General features: G+C 71.1%; 13 protein-coding genes and 1 tRNA gene. 4 read left to right on the forward strand and 10 right to left on the reverse strand.

The annotated features are described in order from the left end of the window. From ACFYY8_RS01450 to ACFYY8_RS01475, 6 genes are read right to left on the reverse strand one after another with little or no spacing between them, the layout of a single operon-like run. Positions 1–1,089, reverse strand: coding sequence for an alpha-hydroxy acid oxidase (locus ACFYY8_RS01450; RefSeq protein WP_390036004.1), 1,089 nt, complete (start codon positions 1,087–1,089; stop codon positions 1–3). Then, the gene (gene hppD / locus ACFYY8_RS01455; RefSeq protein ID WP_390036006.1) at positions 1,086–2,156 is read right to left on the reverse strand and encodes a 4-hydroxyphenylpyruvate dioxygenase; all 1,071 of its coding nucleotides are present in this window, start codon (positions 2,154–2,156) and stop codon (positions 1,086–1,088) included. Before hppD ends, ACFYY8_RS01450 begins: the two co-directional genes overlap by 4 nt. Before the next feature lie 11 nt (positions 2,157–2,167). Then, positions 2,168–3,469: a PLP-dependent aminotransferase family protein gene (locus tag ACFYY8_RS01460; protein ID WP_390036008.1), complete on the reverse strand. Its 1,302-nt coding sequence runs from the start codon at positions 3,467–3,469 to the stop codon at positions 2,168–2,170. Beyond that, complete coding sequence (locus ACFYY8_RS01465) at positions 3,459–3,668, reverse strand: MbtH family protein (protein WP_390036010.1); 210 nt, start codon at positions 3,666–3,668, stop codon at positions 3,459–3,461. Before ACFYY8_RS01465 ends, ACFYY8_RS01460 begins: the two co-directional genes overlap by 11 nt. A 45-nt stretch (positions 3,669–3,713) precedes the next feature. Continuing rightward, positions 3,714–4,904, reverse strand: a complete 1,191-nt coding sequence (locus tag ACFYY8_RS01470; protein WP_390036012.1) for an MDR family MFS transporter — start codon at positions 4,902–4,904, stop codon at positions 3,714–3,716. Continuing rightward, complete coding sequence (locus tag ACFYY8_RS01475; RefSeq protein WP_390036014.1) at positions 4,901–8,224, reverse strand: amino acid adenylation domain-containing protein; 3,324 nt, start codon at positions 8,222–8,224, stop codon at positions 4,901–4,903. The genes ACFYY8_RS01470 and ACFYY8_RS01475 overlap by 4 nt, the downstream gene beginning before the upstream one ends. A 287-nt stretch (positions 8,225–8,511) precedes the next feature. Between ACFYY8_RS01475 and ACFYY8_RS01480 the strand changes: the two genes are divergently transcribed. The 3 genes from ACFYY8_RS01480 to ACFYY8_RS01490 all read left to right on the forward strand — a co-directional run bounded on the left by ACFYY8_RS01480 (position 8,512) and on the right by ACFYY8_RS01490 (position 16,385). Continuing rightward, positions 8,512–10,401 (forward strand): B12-binding domain-containing radical SAM protein, encoded by a 1,890-nt coding sequence (locus tag ACFYY8_RS01480; RefSeq protein WP_390036016.1) that lies wholly within the window; start codon positions 8,512–8,514, stop codon positions 10,399–10,401. 7 nt (positions 10,402–10,408) lie between these two features. Then, positions 10,409–11,572, forward strand: coding sequence for a MalY/PatB family protein (locus ACFYY8_RS01485; protein WP_390036018.1), 1,164 nt, complete (start codon positions 10,409–10,411; stop codon positions 11,570–11,572). A 193-nt stretch (positions 11,573–11,765) separates the two neighbouring features. After that, positions 11,766–16,385, forward strand: coding sequence for an amino acid adenylation domain-containing protein (locus ACFYY8_RS01490; RefSeq protein WP_390036020.1), 4,620 nt, complete (start codon positions 11,766–11,768; stop codon positions 16,383–16,385). A 60-nt stretch (positions 16,386–16,445) separates the two neighbouring features. Here ACFYY8_RS01490 and ACFYY8_RS01495 read toward each other — a convergent pair whose 3' ends face one another. The 4 genes from ACFYY8_RS01495 to ACFYY8_RS01510 all read right to left on the reverse strand — a co-directional run bounded on the left by ACFYY8_RS01495 (position 16,446) and on the right by ACFYY8_RS01510 (position 18,438). After that, positions 16,446–16,610 carry a hypothetical protein gene (locus ACFYY8_RS01495; RefSeq protein ID WP_390036022.1) on the reverse strand — a complete coding sequence of 55 codons (165 nt, stop codon included), beginning with the start codon at positions 16,608–16,610 and terminating at the stop codon, positions 16,446–16,448. 212 nt (positions 16,611–16,822) lie between these two features. Beyond that, complete coding sequence (locus ACFYY8_RS01500) at positions 16,823–17,611, reverse strand: HAD-IIA family hydrolase (RefSeq protein WP_390036024.1); 789 nt, start codon at positions 17,609–17,611, stop codon at positions 16,823–16,825. Positions 17,612–17,829: 218 nt separating this feature from the next. Continuing rightward, positions 17,830–17,904 (reverse strand) — tRNA-Arg (locus tag ACFYY8_RS01505). A gap of 156 nt (positions 17,905–18,060) precedes the next feature. Next, on the reverse strand, positions 18,061–18,438 hold the full coding sequence (locus ACFYY8_RS01510; protein WP_390036026.1) for a C40 family peptidase: 378 nt from the start codon (positions 18,436–18,438) through the stop codon (positions 18,061–18,063). Between the two features lie 1,104 nt (positions 18,439–19,542). Here ACFYY8_RS01510 and ACFYY8_RS01515 point away from each other — a divergent pair. After that, entirely contained in the window at positions 19,543–19,911 is a 369-nt protein-coding gene (locus ACFYY8_RS01515) for a response regulator transcription factor (RefSeq protein WP_390036917.1), read from the forward strand. Positions 19,912–20,095 lie beyond the last annotated feature (184 nt).

Raw genomic sequence — 20,095 nt, forward strand, 5'->3', positions numbered from 1 at the left:
TCAGAGCAGGACGGTGCCCAGGGCGCGGGCGGCGGCGAGGTCCGCGCAGCCCGTCAGCAGCATGGCCTCGCGCAGCTCGGCGCGCAGCAGGTCGAGCACCAGCCCGGCCCCCGCCTCGCCGTCCATCGCCAGCCCCCACAGCAGGGGACGGCCGAGCAGCACGCCGGCCGCGCCGTACGCCAGCGCGCGCAGCACGTCGGTGCCGCTCCTGACCCCGCTGTCGAACAGCACCTCGCACCGCCCGGCGACCGCCTCGACGACCCTCGGCAGCGCCACGATGGACGGTACGGCCCCGGCCAGCTGACGACCGCCGTGGTTGGAGACGACCACGGCGCTCACCCCGGCCTCCACGGCCCGTACGGCGTCGCCCGGGTCGAGAACCCCCTTGAGCACGACGGGCAGGCCGGTGTGCTCGCGCAGCCAGGCCAGGTCGTCCCAGCCGAGCGTGTTCTCGAACATGATCCCGGTGTGGGAGGCGACGGCCGACTCGTGCGGCATGGGGAGGTGCGCGGCCGATCCCGTCCCCTCGGGGAGGTTGGCGGCGACGACCGAGGCGGGCAGCGTGAACCCGTTGCGCATGTCGCGCGGTCGCCGCGCGGGCACCGGCACGTCCACGGTCAGCATCAGCGCCGTGCAGCCCGCCCGTTCCGCCCTGGCCAGCAGGTCGAGCACGAGCCCCCGGTCACGCAGCCAGTAGAGCTGGAACCACAGTGGTCCGGCGGCCGCCGCGATCTCCTCGATCGGGACGCTGCTCAGTGTGGCGGCCGTGAACGGGACGCCCGCCTTCCCGGCTGCGCGGGCCATGGCGAGTTCGCCGTCAGGGTGGCACAGCCGCTGGTAGGCCATGGGGGCGACGGCGACCGGCATCGCCGCCGTGCCGTGCAGCAGCCGTCCCGCCGTGTCGGCCCCGTCCGCCGAGGTCAGCACCCTGGGCACCAGGCGCACCCGGTCGAGGCAGGCGCGGTTGGCCGCCTGGGCGGACTCGTCGCCGCCTCCCCCGGCGACGAAGTCCCGGATGTCCGGCGGCAGGAGGTCCCCGGCGAGCCGTTCGACGTCCGCGACGCACACCGCCGCGTCCCCGGCGTTCACCGGCCCTGCCTGTTCCGCTGGATCTCCACCGCGGTGTAGAGGGCGTTGATGTTGCCGCTGCCGAAGGTGCGCGCCCCGGCCCGTTCGATCACCTCGAAGAAGAGGGTGCCGCGCGGGTGGACGCTCCTGGAGAAGATCTGCAGCAGCTGGCCGTCCTGGTCCTGGTCGACGAGGATGCTCAGCTCGCGCAGTTCCCCGATGGAGTGCCTGGCCAGCCGCAGTCGCTCCGGCACCAGGTCGTAGTAGGCGCCGGGGGTGCCCAGGAACTCGATGCCGTTCTCCCGCAGCGTGCCCACCGCCCTGACGATGTCGCCGGTGGTGAAGGCGATGTGCTGGATGCCCGCCCCACCGTGGTCCTTGACGAACTGGTCGATCTGGCCGGGGTCGCGTGACACGTCTGGTTCGATCAGGGTGAGCGTCACCGCGCCGGAACGGCTCTGCACCACCTTCGAGTCCATGGCCTGGCGTCCGACGACGATGCGCTGGGTGAACACCATCTCGAAGTCGAGGGCCGTCTCGTAGAACTCGACCGTGGGGTCGAGCTGCCCGGCCTCCAGGCAGACGGCGAAGTGGTCGACCGTGCCGAGCCCGGCGTGTCCCGCCGGGTGCCGTTCCCCGGTGACCGGGGACAGTCCGGGCAGGACCCGCGGGTCGGTCGTGGGCGGGCGCTGGACGAAGGTGTGCAGGACGTCCGCGAAGCCGACGATCGAGGCGGTGACCACCCCGTCCCGTACGGCCGGCGGTGTCACGGGCCGGGCGCCGCGCCGTACGGCCTCGGTGTAGGCGGCCTCGGCGTCGTAGGTGCGCAGCGCGATGTCGGAGACCCCGTCGCCGTGCCGTTCCACGTAGGCGGCGGCCGGGTGGTCGGCGTCGCCCGCCTGGGTCAGCACCAGCCTGATGTCCTGGCAGCCGAGGGCGACGGTGAGGGCTTCCCCGGTCTCGGGGGCCGCCTCGGATCGTGCGTAGACGGTGAAGCCGTAGCGGTCGACGAAGAGTCTGGTCGTCTCCGCCAGATCGGCGACGGAGAATCCGACGTGGTCGACGGACAGCTCCTCGAAAACTGTCATCTCTTACCTCCCTATGGGGCCTCACAACGCCGGGCGACGAAGCGCGCCAGCCGGTCGAGGCCGATGGTGATCTCGTTGGGCGTCAGATGGCTGAACGACAGTCGGATCTGCGGTCGTGGCAGGCCGTCGCCGTAGAAGTGGTGCATGGGCGTCCACAGGACGCGGTGCTCGCGGGCCGAGTGTTCGAGCAGTTCGTCGTCGGCGGGGAACGGGACGTCGAGGACGATGAAGAAGCCGCCCTCAGGGGTGTTCCAGCTGACGCGGCTCTCCGGTGGGAAGCGCTCGCGCAGCCCGTCGAGCATGTGCCGGAGATTGCCCTGGTAGACCCGGGTCTCCCTGGCGTTCGCCGCGCGCAGGCTGCACCCGTTGGCGAGCAGTTTGCCGCCGATGACGGCCTGGGCGATGGGCGAGGTGTTGACCGTCAGCATGCTCTTGATCTTCGCCAGCTGGTCGGCGAGCAGCCCGGTCCCGGCGCGCTGGTCGGCCACGACGTAGCCGACCCTGGCGCCGGGGATGCCGGTCTTGGCGAACGAGCCGAGGTAGACGACGCGCCCGCCGGGGTCGAGGGCCTTGAGCGTCGGCGCCCGCTCCTCGTCCCCGTGGAAGAGGCCGTACGGATTGTCCTCAAGGATCAGCAGGTCGAGCTCCCCGGCCAGGGCGAGCAGGCGTTCACGGGTGGCGCGGCCGAGGCTGACGCCGGAGGGGTTGGCGAAGTCGGCGACCACGTACAGCGCGCGCGGCCGCATCCCGTCGGCCCTGGCCCGACGGACGGCCGCGACGAGGTCGTCCAGGTCGATCCCCTCCGGGGAGTCGGCGACGGGCAGCAACGGCATGTCGGCCAGCGCCGCGGCGCCCGCCACCCCGACGTAGCACGGGAAGACGCTCAGCAGGGCGTCCCGCCCGTCGCGGCGCAGCGCCCGCAACGTGAGGTAGAGGGCCTCCTGGCAGCCGACCGTGACGACGATCGACTCGGGGTCGACGTCGATGCCCTCGTCCAGCAGGAGGTTCCTGGCGACGAGGTCGTGGATGACCCCCTTGGTGCGGCCGTACTGGAGCATGGTGCGCCTGACCAGGACCTCGTCCCCCAGGCGCTCCATCAGGTGGTCGCGGTAGACGCGCAGGTAGCGGTGGACCTCCTCGATGTCGAAGAAGCCCTCGTAGGGCCGCCCCGCAGCGAAGGAGACCGCGTCGGGGAAGCGGCTGGAGACCTCGTTGAGGAAGTTCATCGACTCGATGACGGGAGAGCCGAGCGAGCCGTGCAGGCCGAGGAGGTCCAGGGCGACCGTGTCGGCGAGACCGGTGTCACGCGTCATGGGAGTCCGCCAGGCTGCGGGGCCGCATGTCGGTCCAGTGCTCCTCCACGTAGGCGACGCAGTCGTCCCGGTGCGCGTCGTCGAGCCGCACCAGCCACCCGCCGGGTACGGCGGTGCCCGCGGGCCACAGTGAGTACTGGCCCTCGTCGTTGACCAGGACCTTGAACAGCCCCGTCTCCTCGTCGAACGGTCCGGGCATCTCAGCCTCCGCTTTCTCTCCCCGCCCTTCGCGGAGAGTCCGTCGTCATGTGGCCGTACCGGTGGGTCGCGCGGCGAGCATGAACCCCGCGCCGAGTACGGCGACCACCCCGCACAGCGCCCAGTGGCCTGCGACGGTGTGCCCGTACAGGAAGCCGCCCGCGGCGGGGCCCGCCGTCTGGGCGACGGTCACCGCGACGCCCTCCGCGCCCTGGTAGCGCCCCCTGAGGTGGCCGGGCGCCAGCAGGCCCGGATAGGCCGTCGCCACCGGCGTGTAGACCATCTCGCCGAGCGTCCACAGCGCCACGGTCGCCACGAGCGCGGCCCGCTCGTCCGCGACCCCGGTCAGCGCGACCCCGGCGCCCAGCAGGACCACCCCGGCCGCGATCACGTACCGGGGTTGGCGGCGTTCGGTGAACCGGACGAGCGGCAGCTCGAACAGCACGATCAGCAGCGCGTTCACCCCGAGCAGCAGGCCGTAGAACTCGGTGCCGAGCCCCTGGTTCCTGACGTGCAGCGGGAGCGTCGCGATCGTCTGCGTGTAGACGTAGGTGGCGGCGGTCATCGACAGCAGGTACAGCACCATCGCCCGGTCGCGGAACACGGTCCGGTAGCCGCCGCCTGCCCCGGCGCCCTCGTGCTCGGGCGGGGCGGGCCTGGTCTCCGGCAGCAGCGTCAGCACCAGCAGCCCGAACAGCAGGCATGTCACCGCGTTGCCGACGAACAGGTAGGTGTAGGACAGCACGCTGAGCAGACCGCCGACCACGCCGCCGATGGCCATCCCGAGGTTCATGGCCAGGCGCAGCAGGGAGACCGCGGCGATCAGGTCGCGGGCGGGCACGGTGTCGACGAGGATCGCGCCCGCCGCCGGACGGTAGAGCTGCGCGAGGAATCCGACGGCCAGCGACAGCGCGACGATGACGCCGATGGTGTCGGCCAGCGGGACGAGCAGGGTGAAGACCGCGGTGCCGAACATCGAGGCGACGATCGTCCACCGTCTGCCGATCAGGTCCGCGATGCTTCCGCCGACCGCGTTGCCGAGGAAGCCGCCGAAGCCGACCGCGCCGAGCGCGAGCCCGGCCAGGAAGGCGGAGTACCCCCGGTGGGTGAGGTACAGGACCAGGAAGACGTTGAGGAAGGCGCCGAACTTGTTGACGAACATGCCCGCGCAGATGATCCAGGCCTCCCTGGGCAGGCCCATGATCCGCCGGGTGAGCGAGGTGGTCGTCGCGGTCATCGCGCGGAGCCACCGAGCGCGCGGAGCCCGTCCGTGCTTCCGTCCGTGTTTCTCTCGGTGTTCCCGTCTTCGTTCCCGTCCGTGTTCCCGCGCTGAAGGCCGCTCCGGCGCTGGGGGCCGCTCCGGCGGTCCGGGTCGGCGACGGCCTGGCGCAGCCGCGTGACGAACCCCTCGACCAGCCGCAGCGCGCTCTCCCGGTCGAACAGGTCGGTGGCGAACTCGGCGAAGCCGTCGAGCGCGCCGGGCGTGCCGTCCGCCTCCCGCCGGGCGATCAGGTCGAAGGTCAGGTCGAACCTGGCCGCCCCGGTCCTGGCCAGCGTCCACTCACCGCGTTCCGGCGGTCCGGCGGTCTCCGGAGTTTCGGGGGTCTCCGGCGTGAGGTCGAGGGCGAGGTCCGGAGCGTCGAGCAGGCCGAGCGTGACCTGGAAGACCGGGTGGCGGGACAGCCCGCGTGCCGGGTTGACCCGTTCGACCACCAGCTCGAAGGGGACGTCCTGGTTGGCCGAGGCGGGCAGCCAGCCGTCGCGCACCCGGCCGAGCAGCTCACGGAAGGTCGGTTCGCCCGAGGTGTCGGTCCGCAGCGCGACCATGTTGACGAAGAAGCCGACCAGCTCGTCGAGCGCCTCTGCCGTACGGCCCGCGGTCGGGCTGCCCACCACGATGTCGTGCCCGCAGCCCAGGTCGGTGAGCAGGTCCGCCAGCGCGGCGTGCAGCGTCATGAACAGCGTGGCCCGGCAGGAGCGCGCGAGGTCCTCAAGCCCCCGGCGCAGCTCGGCGGGGACGGTGAAGGCGACGGCGTCCCCCCGGTTGCCCGAGATCGGCGGCCGGGGCCGGTCCGGCGGCGGCGAGACCTCGTCGGGCAGGCCCGCGAGCCGCCGTTCCCAGTAGCGGAGCTGGGTCGACAGCGTGCTGCCCGGGTCCTTGGCGTCGCCGAGCAGCTCACGGTGCCAGGCGGCGTAGTCGGCGTACTGCAGCGGCAGCGGGGCGAACTCCGGGGCCGTACCCGCCAGCCTGGCCCGGTAGGCCAGGGACAGGTCGCGGCAGAGCGACGTCAGCGACCAGCCGTCGGCCGCGATGTGGTGCAGCACCAGCAGCAGTGTCGTCCCCCGCCCCTGGGACGGACGTAGCAGCGCGCCGCGCAGCGGCAGGTCCTCGGTGATGTCGAAGGGCCTGCGGACCTCGGCCGCGAGCAGCTCCTCCACCTCCGCCTCGGCGCAGACGGTGACCGTCAGCTCGGGTTCGCGCTCCCCGGGGTCCAGGATGCGCTGCCAGGGGCCCTCGTCGTCGTCGTAGTCGTCGGGGAAGACCGTGCGCAGGCTCTCGTGCCTGGTGACGACGTCGGCCATGGCCAGGCGCAGCGCGTCGGCGTCCACCTCGTACGGCAGGCGGAAGACCAGCGGGATGTGGTAGCCGGGGTCGCCCTCCTCCTGGAGCTGGTCGACGAACCACAGCCTGCGCTGGGCGTGGGACAGCGCGATCCGCTCCGGGCGCGGCTTCGGAACGGGCGGAAGGCAGAGGCCCGCGGCGCGGGCCGGTGAGGTGAGGAGGCGTACGGCCAGCTCGGCGACCGTCGGCGCTTCGAAGACCTCCCCCGCCTCGACCCGGAGGCCGAGGGCGGCCTCGGCCCTGGCCGCCAGCCGGGTCGCCGCCAGCGAGTGTCCGCCCAGGTCGAAGAAGCCGTCGTTCACCCCGACCCGTTCGACGCCGAGCACGTCGGCGAACAGGTGGCACAGCAGCTTCTCCGTCTCCGACTCCGGCTCCGCGCCACCAGCGGCACGCGCCGGAGCGGGCAGCGCCCGTATGTCGAGCTTGCCGTTGTTGTTCAGCGGCAGTTCCCCGAGCACGACCAGCGCCGACGGCACCATGTACGGCGGCAGCCGCTCACGCAGGTGGTCCAGCAGGACGTCCGTCCAGGCGTCCTCGGCCTCCCCGGCGTCTCCGGCGTCTCCGGCCTCCCCGGCGTCTCCGGCGGGGACGACGTAGGCGGTCAGGGTCGTGTCGCCGTGCCGGTCGGCGGTGGCGACGACGGCCGCCCGGGACACGTCCTCCCTGCGCGAGAGCTGGTTCTCGATCTCGCCGAGCTCGATCCTGAAGCCACGGACCTTGACCTGGCCGTCGTGCCTGCCGACGAACTCCAGCAGGCCGTCGGGGCGGCGCCGTACGATGTCGCCGGTCCGGTACATCCGGGCGCCGTCACCCGCGAAGGGGTCGGCGACGAACTTCTGGGCGGTGAGACCCGGTCTCGCCCAGTAGCCCCGGGCGACGCCCCGTCCGCCGAGGCACAGCTCGCCCTCGACTCCGTCGGGGACCGGGCGCAGATGTTCGTCGAGCACGTGGACGGTGACGTCCCGCAGGGCCGAGCCGATCGGCACCGGGCTCGGCACGGGTTCCCCGACGGGGTGGTAGGTGGCGAAGACCGTCGCCTCGGTCGGGCCGTAGACGTTGACGACGGAGCCCGGCCCCGAGGCGCGCAGGGTGCGCTCGACCGCCACCGGGGAGGCGGCCTCGCCGCCCATCCACACCTGGCAGCCCCCGGCGAAGGCGTCGGGGTGCTGTTCGGTGAGCACGTTGAAGAAGGAGGTGGTCATGAAGGTGCAGGTGACGGCCTCCTCCGCGATCGTCCGCGCCAGCGCGCGGGCCTCGACGGGGCCGGGCGGGGCGAGCACGACCGTGCCGCCGCGCAGGAGGGGGACCCACATCTGGAACACCGAGGCGTCGAACTCAAGCGGGGAGTGCAGCAGGACCCGTCCCTCAAGGCCCGTCCAGCAGGGGTCGGCGGCGAAGGCGACCAGGTCGCGGTGGCAGATCGCCACGCCCTTCGGCGTCCCCGTCGAACCCGAGGTGTAGATGACGTAGGCGAGCTGCCCGGGGACGACCTGTTTCCGAGCCGTTCGCGGGCCGGGTCCCGACAGGTCGAGATCCTCACCGACGACGGCCACCCGGGTGCCCGGCTCGCAGAAGCCCCGGACGAAGGCCGCGCGTTCCGCCGAGTCGGTGATCACGACGCGGATGCCGCACTCGGTGAGGATCATCCGAAGCCGGGCGGCCGGTGAGCGGGTGTCGAGCGGGACGTAGGCGGCGCCCGACTTCACCGTCCCGACGATCGCCGCGACCACGTCGGGCCCGCGTTCCATGAGGATGCCGATCCGCTGCTCGGAACGAATATCACAGCGTTCCAGAAAATCAACGAAAATGTCGGAGATCTCATCCAGTCTGCGATATGAGAGAACGGTCCCACCCTGCTTGACAGCGGGCCTGTCGCTGTTCTCCTGGACTTGTTCGGCGAAAGCGCCGACTATGGTGCGCGACTCGCCAGACACCGGAGAATCCCCCTTCTCTCACACGCCCGCCATTGAAACACGATGCCGCGCGTCCATGTCAACGCGCCGCCGGAGCGGGTCCGCGCGCCGCCGTGATGTCCCGCCGGCGGGACATCGGCCCTCACCGGAGGCACTCGCTTGACGTCCACCGGCGATCTGGTTCAATCGGTCGAAAGTAACGTGGCAGATAACTCATACAAAAGCTATGCAGGATCACACGGGGAGTGATTTATCCATCCCTCGGCGTACGCATACCGGCCGCGAACACAAAGGGAAAAGGAACTGCATTGCTGAATGAAATTCACGTTCACCGATTCCCCGGGGGAACCGTTTCCTCCGGGTTCGAGGAACTTCTTTCCGCGCGCAGAAAGCGCCTCTCCGAGGACCTCGCGCTCGGGCGTCTTCCGCACCGGAACTTCCCGGTGCTGGCCGTGCTCGCTCCCGTCATGACGCAGGCGGAGGGCGAGATCACCTACCCCGGCGACCCGATGTGCCTGTACGCGGCGCTCTCGGTCGCGGTGCGCAACGCCGTACGGGACGCCGGACACTACAACGACCTGGCTCCGGGGTGGACCCGGTTTCCCGACCCCTCCTACCGCATGTCGGTCGGCGAGGACGGCTACCGGCCGTACACCGACTCGCCGAACACCGACGAGACCGTCTTCGACCCGCGTGTCTGGGACCGGGCGGCACGGGAACGCTGGATAGGCCTGCTGCGCGAGACCCGGCCGAGGGTCGTGCTGATCAGCAGCGTCTCACCGGCCCACCGCTACGCCCTGGACATCGCGGGCCTGGCCAAGGCCGAGATACCCGGCGCCTACGTGATCCTGGGCGGGCGGCACGTCGACGAGACGACCACCTGCGTCCCCGGCGCCGACACGCTCATGATCGCACCGAGCAGCACGCTCGCGGTCATGGACGACGGCAGGGCGCCGCACGTGGTCGACGCGACCGTCTCCGGCGAGGCCTACCACTCGCTCGACCTGCTGATGCGCGCCGTCGCGCTCTCCGTCGACCTGGACACCGGGTGGGTCGCGCCTTCGGCCGTCCGCCCCCGCCTTGAGGACCTGCTGCGACGGGACGGCCCGGCCCCGGGGCGCTCCCTGATCACGCTGACCGGCCAGGACGCCGTACACGCCTACCCCCAGGAAGGGCCCAGGCTCGACCTGACCACGCTGCCCTCGCCGTACGAGGCGTTCGCGATCCGGTCCCGGTTCCCGATCTTCACCGACGGTGCGACCGGCGAGATCCAGCGGACCGCGCACGTGATGGTGTCCAACGCCTGCCCCTACCAGTGCAACTTCTGCTCGGAGACGGCCAAGCTCGCGGGCGGCCTGAAGAAGTTCAGCCAGACACACGCCGGAGTCGAACGTGTGTGCGAATATGTGGGATACGGCGCCGAGGCTCTGTTCTTCGACGACTCGGTCTTCTGGAGCGGCACCTTCCGGGACATCGCCGAGTTCTGCGCCGAGCTCGGCGGCGTCCGCCGCGCCGCCGCCGGGGAGCTGGACGAGGGCCTGCTGCGGTTGCTCGGCGGCGCCGACGGCCTGGCCCGCCTGCGCGGCCTGCAGTGGGGCGCGCAGCTGACCGTGGACGTGCTGGTCGGCCTGCACAGGCCCGAGGAGAGCGCGACGATCCTCGACCTGATGCGCGAGGCGGGATGCACCTACGTCTACATCGGCATCGAGAGCATGTCCACGCAGGTGATGGACCGCATCCACAAGAACCTCCGCCGCGTCGAGGGACGCGACTGGGCGCAGAAGGTGCGCGAGGCGACATCACTGGTGAAGTCACGCGGCCTGCGGGTCGGCACGTCCGTCCTGTTCGGCCTCGACGGGGAGACCCGAGCCAGCATCGACGAGACGATCACGGGGGTGAGCGAGCTGATCGACGAAAGGATCATCGACCTCGCCAGCCCGAACATCCTGACCTACCACCCGGCCACCCCGATCACCCGCATCCACGGCATGGTCGACAAGCTCGACTACCACTCTCCGTGGGTCGACAACCGCAAGCCGTACATCTACTTCGAGGAGGCCTTTCCCGGCGTCGTGTCCGTCACACTGACGGAGGACGACCTCTGGTACATCCACAACGAGACGGAAAGACGCTGGGGAGCCATCCGTAACGACAGCGCGCCGGTGCCGCTCGAACAGGACCCCCGACAGGCTAGGTGACACATCGATGACCCTGGACGCCCTCGACCTCGCCACTCTCTCCCTACGTGACGGGGAGAAATGGGCGTCCGCCCCTGACGGGGTGCTGCCCGCATGGGTCGCGGACATGGACTTCCCCATCTCGCCCGCCGTACGGCGCGCCCTGGTCGAGCGGATCGACACCGACCTCGGCTACCCCGCGTGGTACGACGAGTCGCGCGGCGGGCCACTGGGAGAGGCGTTCGCCGGGCGCATGCTCGGCCGGTTCGGTTTCGCCGCCGACCCCGCGCACGTCAGGCTGTTCACCGACATCAACCAGGCGATGCAGGTCGCGCTGCACTTCGGCACCTCACCCGGTGACCCGGTCGCGTTGCACTCCCCGGTCTGTCCCCCGTTCACCGAGATGCTGACCAAACTGGGCCGCCCGCCGAGGCCCGTGCCGATCCGCCGGCGCGACGGCGACTGGGACCTCGACCTCGACCGGATCTCCGACGAGGTCAGGGGCCGTCACGGGACCCCGTGCCGCGCGCTGTTCCTGGTGAACCCGCACAACCCGACCGGGCGTGTCTTCCGGCGCGACGAGCTTGAGGCCCTGGCCGCGCTCGCCGTCGAACACGACCTGCTGGTGATCTCCGACGAGGCCCACGCCGAGCTGACCTACGACGGATACCGGCACATCCCGTTCGCCGCGGTCTCCGAGGAGGCCGCGGCGCGCACGGTGACGATCACCTCGGGCAGCAAGGCCTTCAACCTGGCCGGGGTCCGCTGCGCCGTCGCGCACATCGGCGCCAAGGAGGTCCGCGACGCCGTGGACGCGCACCGCGGCATCCTGTTCGGCCAGGTGAGCGCCCTCGGGGTGGACGCGCTCAGGGCCGCGTGGACCGACGGGGACCCCTGGTTGAAGACCGTGCGGGACCTGCTGGCGCGCAACCGGCAGCGGGTCGCGGAGCGGCTGCCCGAGGGCGTGGTCTACCGGCTTCCCGAGGCCACCTACCTCGCCTGGCTCGACTGCCGCGCCCTGGACCTCGGCGACGACCCGTCGGCGTTCTTCCTCGAACGGGCCAGGGTCATGCTCTTCAGAGGCCCGGACTTCGGCCCGGAGGGCAGGGGGTTCGCCCGGCTGAACTTCGCCACCTCACCCGCGGTACTCGACGAGATGCTCGACCGGATGCGCGCCGCCGTACCCGGCTGACCGACCTGAGACGAGAAGGGCACCGATGCACGACACCCCCGGTACGGCGCGGCCCCACGACCTCGGCGCCCCGCGTGACTCCCATGGCCCACAGGACTCTCATGATCTGGACGGTTCCCGCGATTCACAGGGTTTCCGTGGCCCTGGTGGTTCCCACGGTCCCCGCGGTCCCCGCGGTCCCCGCGAGGAGATCATGTGCGGGCTGTTCGCCGAGGTGCTGGGGCTGACGGACGTCGGCCCCGAGGACAACTTCTTCAGCCTGGGCGGGCAGTCGCTGCTGGCCACCCGTCTGGTCAAACGGGTCCGTACGGCGCTCGGCGCCTCGGTCGGTGTGCGCGCCCTCTTCCAGGCGCCGACACCGAGAGGGTTGCTCGGCCGTCTCGGCGGACGGGAACGGCCCTCCGTCACGGCGGTCTCCCCCCGTCCCGCGACGGTGCCCGCCTCACCGGGACAGCGGCGTCTGTGGTTCCTCGACCGGTTCGCGGGACCGAGCCCCACCTACAACATGCCGGTCGCCACCGTGGTCCGCGGCACGCTCGACCCGGCGACGCTGGCCGCCGCGCTGCGGGATGTCGCGCTCAGGCACGAGAGCCTGCGGACGGTCTTCGCCGAGGAGGGAGGCGAGCCCGTACAGCGGATCCTGCCCGAGCCCAGAACCGAGGTGGTGCTCACCGAGTGCCCGCCCGCCGAACGCGCGGCGGCGGTGGCCAGGGCGTGTGCCCATGTGTTCGACCTCACGACGGACTCGCCGCTGTACACCGAGGTGATCAGGTCGGAGCCCGGCGAATGCGTGCTCGTGCTGGTACTGCACCACATCGCGGGCGACGGCTGGTCGATCGACCGGCTGGGGGCCGACCTGTCACGCGCGTACGCGGCGCGGTCGACCGGGAAGGCGCCCGGCTGGGAACCGCTACCGGTGCAGTACGCCGACTACGCCCTCTGGCAGCACGAAGCGCTCGCCGGGCAAGGCCCGAGTCGCGGGGTGGAGGGCGAGGCGGCCTCCCTCGTGGAGCAGGACCCACGGCACCGGGCGGCAGGCGGAGCGCCCGCCGGAACCGCCGTCCCCGCGGCCCGGGAAGGCGGAACACCTGACCGGGCCGTCTCTCGCCAGGCGGAAGGCGGCGCGCATCCCTGGGTGGAGAGGCTGCGCGGCCTGCCGGAGGAACTGACGCTGCCCACCGACCGGCCCCGTCCTCCCCGGGCCGACCACCGGTGCGGACGCGTGCTCGTCCCGATCGACGCCGAACTCGACCGAGGACTGCACGAACTCGCCCGGCGCCGTCACGCCACGGTCTTCATGGTGGTTCACGCCGCGCTGGCGGGCCTGCTGACCCGTCTCGGCGCGGGCACCGACATCCCGCTGGGCACGGTCGTCGCCGGACGCGGCGACGAGGCGCTCGACGATCTGATCGGATTCTTCGTCAACACCCTGGTGCTACGCGTCGGCACCTCGGGCGACCCGGCGTTCACCGAACTGCTCGACCGGGTCAGGGAGGCGGACCTGGCCGCCTACGCCGACCAGGACGTCCCGTTCGACCACGTCGTCGAGGCCCTCAACCCGAACCGCTCCCCGGCCCGTCACCCGCTGTTCCAGGTGGCGCTGTCCTGGGCCGAGAGCGGCGTTCTCACCCTCGACCTGCCGGAAGCGCGCTGCCTGCCGGGCACCGCGGTCGCCCAGGGGGCCAAGTTCGACCTGGACTTCGCCTTCGAGCGACGGGGCCGGGACGTCGATCTCACGATCACCTACGCGAGTGCCCTGTTCGACGAGCCGACGGTCGCCACGATGGCCGAACGGTTCGTCCGTGTCCTGCGTCAGATCGTCGCCGAACCCGAGACCCGGCTGAGCGCCCTGGAGGTGCTGTCCTCCCGGGAACGCGAACTGATCCTGACCGGCTGGAACGACACCGCCGCGCCCCGCCGGACCGCCTCGGTCGTCGAGGTGTTCGGCGAACGCGCCGCCGCGACCCCCGGCGCGCCCGCCGTCGTCGCCGGCCGTACCCGGCTCACCTATGACGAACTGGACGAACGCGCGGGGCGCCTGGCCGCAGCGCTGATCGCGGCCGGGGTCGGCACCGGCACGACGGTGCCGTTGCTGATGGAGCGTTCCGCGGGCCTGGTCGTCGCGCTGCTGGCCGTACTGAGAGCCGGAGCGGCCTACCTGCCGGTCCACACCGCCTATCCGGTGGCCAGGATGCGGGCCGTCGTCGAGGAGAGCGGCAGCCCGGTGCTGCTGACCGACCAGGTGTACGGCGAGCATGAACTCACCACGGGCCTGCGGACCCTGACGGTGAACCCGGACGGCGGCTTCTCTCCTTTCCCCGCGAGCCTCTCGGAGGGTTCCCCTTCGAAGCCGCTCTCGGTGCGGACGCCGGTGGCGCGCTCGGAGGGCGGCCTTGACGAGGCGCGGCCTGAGGACCTCGCCTACGTCATGTACACCTCCGGCTCTACCGGTGAGCCGAAGGGCATCGGCGTCACCCACCAGGGCGTCGTGGACCTCGCCCTCGACCCGATGTGGGAGGTCGGCCCGCAGGACCGGGTGCTGTTCCACGCCCCGCACGCCTTCGACGCCTCCACCTACGAGATCTGGGTGCCGCTGCTCACCGGGGGCACCGTGGTCGTCGCGCCGCCCGGCGACCTCGACGCCCCGGTGCTCGAACGGCTGATCCGTGAGCACGACGTGTCCCACGTGCACCTCACCGCGGGACTGTTCCGGGTCGTCGCCGAGGACCTCGCCGGCTGTCTCACCGGTGTCCGCGAGGTGCTCACCGGCGGAGACGTCGTCTCTCCCCAGGCCGTGGCCTCGGTGCTCGACGCCTGCCCCGAGACGACCGTGCGGACGCTGTACGGCCCCACCGAGATCACCCTGTGCGCCACCTGGTCGCGCTGGCGGGCCGGGGACGGGCCGGGAACGACCGTCCCCATCGGACGCCCGATGGCCAACACCCGTGTCTACGTGCTGGATGACGCCCTGCGCCCGGTGCCGCCCCACGTGCCGGGTGAGCTGTACCTCGCCGGGGCCGGGCTGGCCCGTGGATACGTCGGGCGTCCCGGCCTGACCTCGGCGCGGTTCGTCGCCTGCCCGTTCGGCGAGGCCGGAGAACGGATGTACCGCACCGGCGACGTCGTCCGATGGGACGAGCAGGGGCGTCTGTTCTTCCTCGGACGTGCCGACGACCAGGTGAAGATCCGTGGTTTCCGCGTCGAACCCGGCGAGGTCGAGGCCGCGCTGGCGAGCGCTCCCGGCGTCAGACAGGCCGTGGTGGTCGTCAGGGAGGACGTCCCCGGCGAGAAACACCTGGTCGGCTACGTCGTGACCTCCCCTGTGCCCCCAGGCTGCGAACCGCAGGAGGCCGCACCGGACGGCGTGCCGGCCGAACCCCTGTCCGGGCACCGGAGTTCGACAGGCACCGCACCGCCCGACACCCCTCGGCCGGGTTCGACGGACGCCGCCCCGATCGACGTCGGCCTGGCGCCGGAACAACCGGACACCGCACCTGAAGGCCAACCGCCCCGACCGAACGCGGCCACGACCCGCACCGGAGGCCTGGGCATGGCGGACGCCGAGTGGTGTCGTGAGCACGTGGCCGGGTTGCTGCCGGAGTACATGGTGCCGTCCGCGGTGGTCGCGCTTGAGGCGTTCCCGGTGACCGCGAACGGGAAGCTGGACCGGCACGCCCTCCCGGCTCCCGTACGGCGGGCGTCGGCGGGCGGCTCCGCGGGCAACCCACGTGAGGCGGTCCTGTGTGAACTGTTCGCCGAGGTGCTCGGGGTGCCCGAGGTCGGCGTGCGCGACAACTTCTTCGACCTGGGCGGCCACTCCCTGCTCGCCATCCGCCTCGTCGGCCGCGTCCGTTCCGTGCTCGGCGCAGAGGTCGGCGTCTCCGCGCTGTTCGCCGACCCGACCGTCGCGGGACTCGCGGAACGCCTCGGCGAGGAGGGCGGCACCGTACCCGCCGTCCTGTCCTACCGTCCCCACGGTGAGCTGTGCCCGATCTTCCTGATCCCCGCGGCGAACGGACTCGGGTGGTGCTACTCGGCGCTGCCCAGGCACATCCCCCGGGGGCATCCGGTGCACGCCCTTCAGGACCCCCGCCTCACCGCCGGACCGGTGCGCCCGATGTCGGTGCCCGAGCTGGCGGCCGTCTACGCGGAGCGGATGCGCGAGATCCAGCCCGCCGGGCCGTACGTCCTGGCGGGCTGGTCCTTCGGAGGTACGGTCGCCCAGCAGATCGCCGTCGATCTGACCGCCACGGGCGAGGAGGTCGCGCTGCTCGTCCTGCTGGACGCCTATCCCGGCGACGTCAGAGGACGCGCGTCCCGCGAATTCGGGACGGGAACCCCGGACCAGACCTTTGAGGCTCCCCGCGAGGGGCCCCTCGCGGGAGCTCTGGAGGAGTCCCTCGCGGAGGCCTCCGGTGAGGCCCTTGACGAGGCTGTTGAAGAGACCCTTGAGGAGGAGGTCGTCCGTACCGCCCTGGACGGCGTCGCCGCGCCCACGGGCTCACGCCGGGAGGCGCTGCGACAGGCGGGAAGCCCGCTCGCCGCCCTGGACGAGGCCGTGATCGACGACCTGGTGTCGATCACCGGGGAGAACACCCACGCGATGACCGCGCACTCCCCTGCGCCCTTCACCGGCCCCACCCTCTGCTTCGACGCCTCCCTCCAAGACATCCGCGCCTCGGACACCTGGCGCCCCTTCCTGCCCGCCCTGACCGTCCACACCGTGGCCTGCGACCACACCTCCGTCGTCAAACCCGAAGCCCTGTCCGAGATCTCCCCCATCCTGGCGAAACACCTGCCCGCCTCCGGGTGAGAACCCGCCGCGCCCCGATCGTCGAGCGTGCTCGTGACCACTCCGGTCGGGACGGACGGATCAGGCGTCCGATGTGCCGCCGATCTCGCCGACCATGTGGGCCGTCTCGAACCTCGGGGCCGGGACGGCTTTCCCCACAGCGGTCTCCTCGTCGGACCGAAGAAAGCGCTGGGCGTCCAGCGCGCTACGCGTCTCCACCTGTCCAGGGGCTCCCACGCTGGTCATGTACGAGCACGCTGTGCGTCCTCCTCCGCCTCAGGGCCCCACACCCGTCGTGTGCGAGCGCGCTGCGCGTTCCTCGTCACCCTCCTCGTCGCCCAAGGTCTCCGGTCAGCAGCCTGGCCGCGGAACGCAACCACCGTGCCCGGCGGGTGCGCCCTCCCGGTCCACGACCCACCGGGCCGTGGCGTCCCAGGTCATCCGGTAGACGGTCATGGTCATCCCTCGGGGAACTCCCGGAGGAGCCCGGGAAGCCCGGTGATCGAATCGATCGTGTGGTCGGCTCCCCCGACGAGGCCGTCCGCCCGCTGGTCGGCGTACTTGCCCGTGCGCACCTGGACGGTCCTCGCCCCTGCGGCGTTCCCTCCGGCGACGTCGGTGGTGGCGTCGTCACCGACGACCAGACACTCGGTGACGTCGACGCCGAGCGTCGCGGCGGCGAGGGCGAAGAAGTCGGTGGACGGCTTACCGAGCACACGGGCCTGGACACCCGCCGCGTACTCCAGCCCCGCCACGACCGCCCCGGTGTCCAGATGGTCACCGTCCGCCCGCTTGAAATAGCGTCCGCGTTGCAGCGCCAGCAGCGCGGCACCGGAGCGCAGAGCGCGGAAGGCCCCGTCCAGCAGGGGGTAACTCAACGTGTCCCGGCAGTCGCCCACCAGTACGTGGGTGAAGGGCGGCTCGTCGACGAGGCAGGGGAAGGACTCCCGCAGGGCCCGCGAGACCACCGCGTACACTCGGGCGTCCGAAGTGGCCGCCACCAGGGACTCGGCGGCCACCACCGGCGTGAACAACTCCTCCCGCTCGATCGGGAGACCGTAACCGGCCAACCGGGCGAGGGTCCGCCCGGCGGGCTCGGAGTCGGTGTTGGTCAGGAACCGGAGCGCGAACCCCTGGTCCCGTAGCTCGGTCAGGGCGGCGACGGCACCGGGAATCGTCTCCCCGTTGGCGTACAGCGTCCCTTCCAGGTCGAGCAGGACGGCACGCACCGGATACTGCGATCTCATCTCATCTCCATAGGGAGTTCGGGTCGCGCGGCCACCGCGTCCTTGAGGAAGGTCCTCCTGGAGCGGTGACCCCGTACTCGCCTCGTGAGGTCCGGTCCAGAACTGGTCCACAGCCAGTGTGGGCGCCAATGAGAACGGGCGAGACCCCATGAGACTGGAGGCTCGCCCGTTCCTGTGCCGTTTCCCCTGTTCAGGGGGTAGATCCGCTGCTTAGGAGTTGGTGCCCCCTGCAAGATTCGAACTTGCGCTCCCGGCTCCGGAGGCCGGTGCTCTATCCCCTGAGCTAAGGGGGCCAACGAGTGAATAGGCTACCAGCATCCTGGAGGGAACCGACACTCGAAACCCGAAGCGGGTGATCTAGGGGGCAGGCAGGCGAGAAGCCCCGGGGGGCGGCTTGGGGTCAAGGTGGAGATCGGACAGGCCGGGGAGAAGATCCCCCTGGGGTGGGGTCAGCTCGCGGGGCGGACGGCGCCCCGGTAGCGGGCGCGGTAGTAGGGCGAGGTGGCGAAGCTCGTCGTCTTGACGACGTCACCACGTCGCGGAGCATGAACCATGCGGCCACCACCGACATAGAGCCCCACATGGGCGGGGTCTCCGCCGCCTCCGCCGAAGAAGACCAGGTCACCGGGGCGGAGGCGGGAGAACGGCACCCTACGGCCCTGCCTGAACTGACTGCCGGTGTAGTGGGTGAGCCTGACCCCCGCCCTCGCCCAGGCGTGCAAGGTGAGCCCCGAGCAGTCGAAGCCGCCGCGGGTCGGCCCTGTGCTCGACCCGCCGCCCCAGACGTAGGGCCTGCCGATCTGGCGTAAGGCCGTAGTCACGGCCATCCGGCCAGGGGACAACGCGACAGCCATCCTCACCGGGGATAAACGGCTCGACCATCGCAAGGCGATCCTGCCGGCCGCCTCACCACGACCTGTGGTCGTCCCGGATCCGCGCGGCTCAGGACCGCCTGGCTCCGGGTTCGTCGTCTCGCCGATCTCACCGTCTCCCCTGGCCATGCCGTTCTCCCCGGCATGGTGACCTGTTCCGTCGCCGGCCTGACCGCCCTTTTCTGCGGCATCGTTCGTCCCGTCGGCTCCAGCGAGCCCGCCCGAAGCCTTCAAGGAAGGCAGAACAGGCGGGGAAGCGACCGGACTCCAGGAGTGAGGGCCGAGGTCCACAGACAGAGGATTCGCTTTCACGGGGGCCATGTGAGCTGCCTGCCCGCGGATGGACGCGTCGGAGCCGTCGGAGCCACCGTCCGGCCCTGCGGAAGCCTCCTGGGAGGTGTCACGGCTCGTAGTGGGCTCCGGTGTCAAGGCGGCCGCCCCTGGTGAAGGCATGGCTTCGGCCGTCTCCGCACGGCAGGCGTCTTGCTCGCCCCTGAACAGGTCCTCAAGGAGGCCTGGCGGACCGCCCATGATGAGCCACCTCGTCCAGCTGTCGGCGGCCTCACGACAGGGGCGGGACACGGATATCCGGGGAGCGACCACGAGTGCCGCCACGAGAACGGTGACGGTGACAAAGGTCGTGATCATGTGTGGCCTCCTGGGGTCGGTGAACGGTCGAAGCCCAGGATCGGAGGAACAGCGGGGACGCCAAGCGACCGAACGCGGTTCTGTGGATAACTTGAGTTATCCACAGAACCGCGTTCGGTAACCGCTTCCGCACGCCGCCGGGTTGAAGATGTTCTCCGACGCCCCGTACGGCGCAGCGTCCCGAACGACCACCCCGAGGGAGAGCCCCGATGATCGACGCCATCCGTGGAGCGCGCGATAGTGACAGCCATCCTGGAGGTGGGAAACCTGACGGAAAACGTCTTCCTGGCCGGTCTCCGCCTGCGGGAACCTGTCGCCCATGAACGGCTCTGTGTACACATCCATCGAAAACCGCGCGGGACACCTCTTCGAGGAGTTAGCCTCACGGCCGTGGGCGAGCCTCTGGGAAAAGTGTTGGTGGTGGATGACGACGAGGTCATCCGACAGCTCATCGCGGTCAATCTGACCCTGGAGGGATTCCAGGTCGAGACGGCCTCCGATGGGCAGGACTGCCTCGATCGGGTGCTGGACGTGCAGCCCGATGTCATCACGCTCGACGTCATGATGCCCAGGCTCGACGGCTGGATGACGGCGACAAGGCTGCGCGGCGACGAGGAGACGAGCCACATCAAGGTGGTGTTGATCACCGCACGGGCCCAGGAGGACGACAAGCGGCGTGGGCTGGGGATCGGTGTCGACGCCTACCTCACCAAGCCGTTCGACCCGTCCGAGCTCATTCAGGTCGTCCGCGACCTGGCCCTGGCCGCCCACGACGGCTGAGCCCGCTCCCCGAACCGCACAAGCCCGCCTGTCGCGGCCGTCCCAGCCGGCTGGCACGACCGACAGTGGTCGTCCAGCGCGTCGGCCAAGATCACGTGCCTCCGGACTTCAGATCGATGCCTGCCCGAGAACACCTCAAGAACCCGCCGCTCACTCAGAAGCCCCGATCTTCTGACCGAGAATC

Source organism: Streptosporangium sp. NPDC001559 (assembly GCF_042893955.1).
GTDB lineage: Bacteria > Actinomycetota > Actinomycetes > Streptosporangiales > Streptosporangiaceae > Streptosporangium.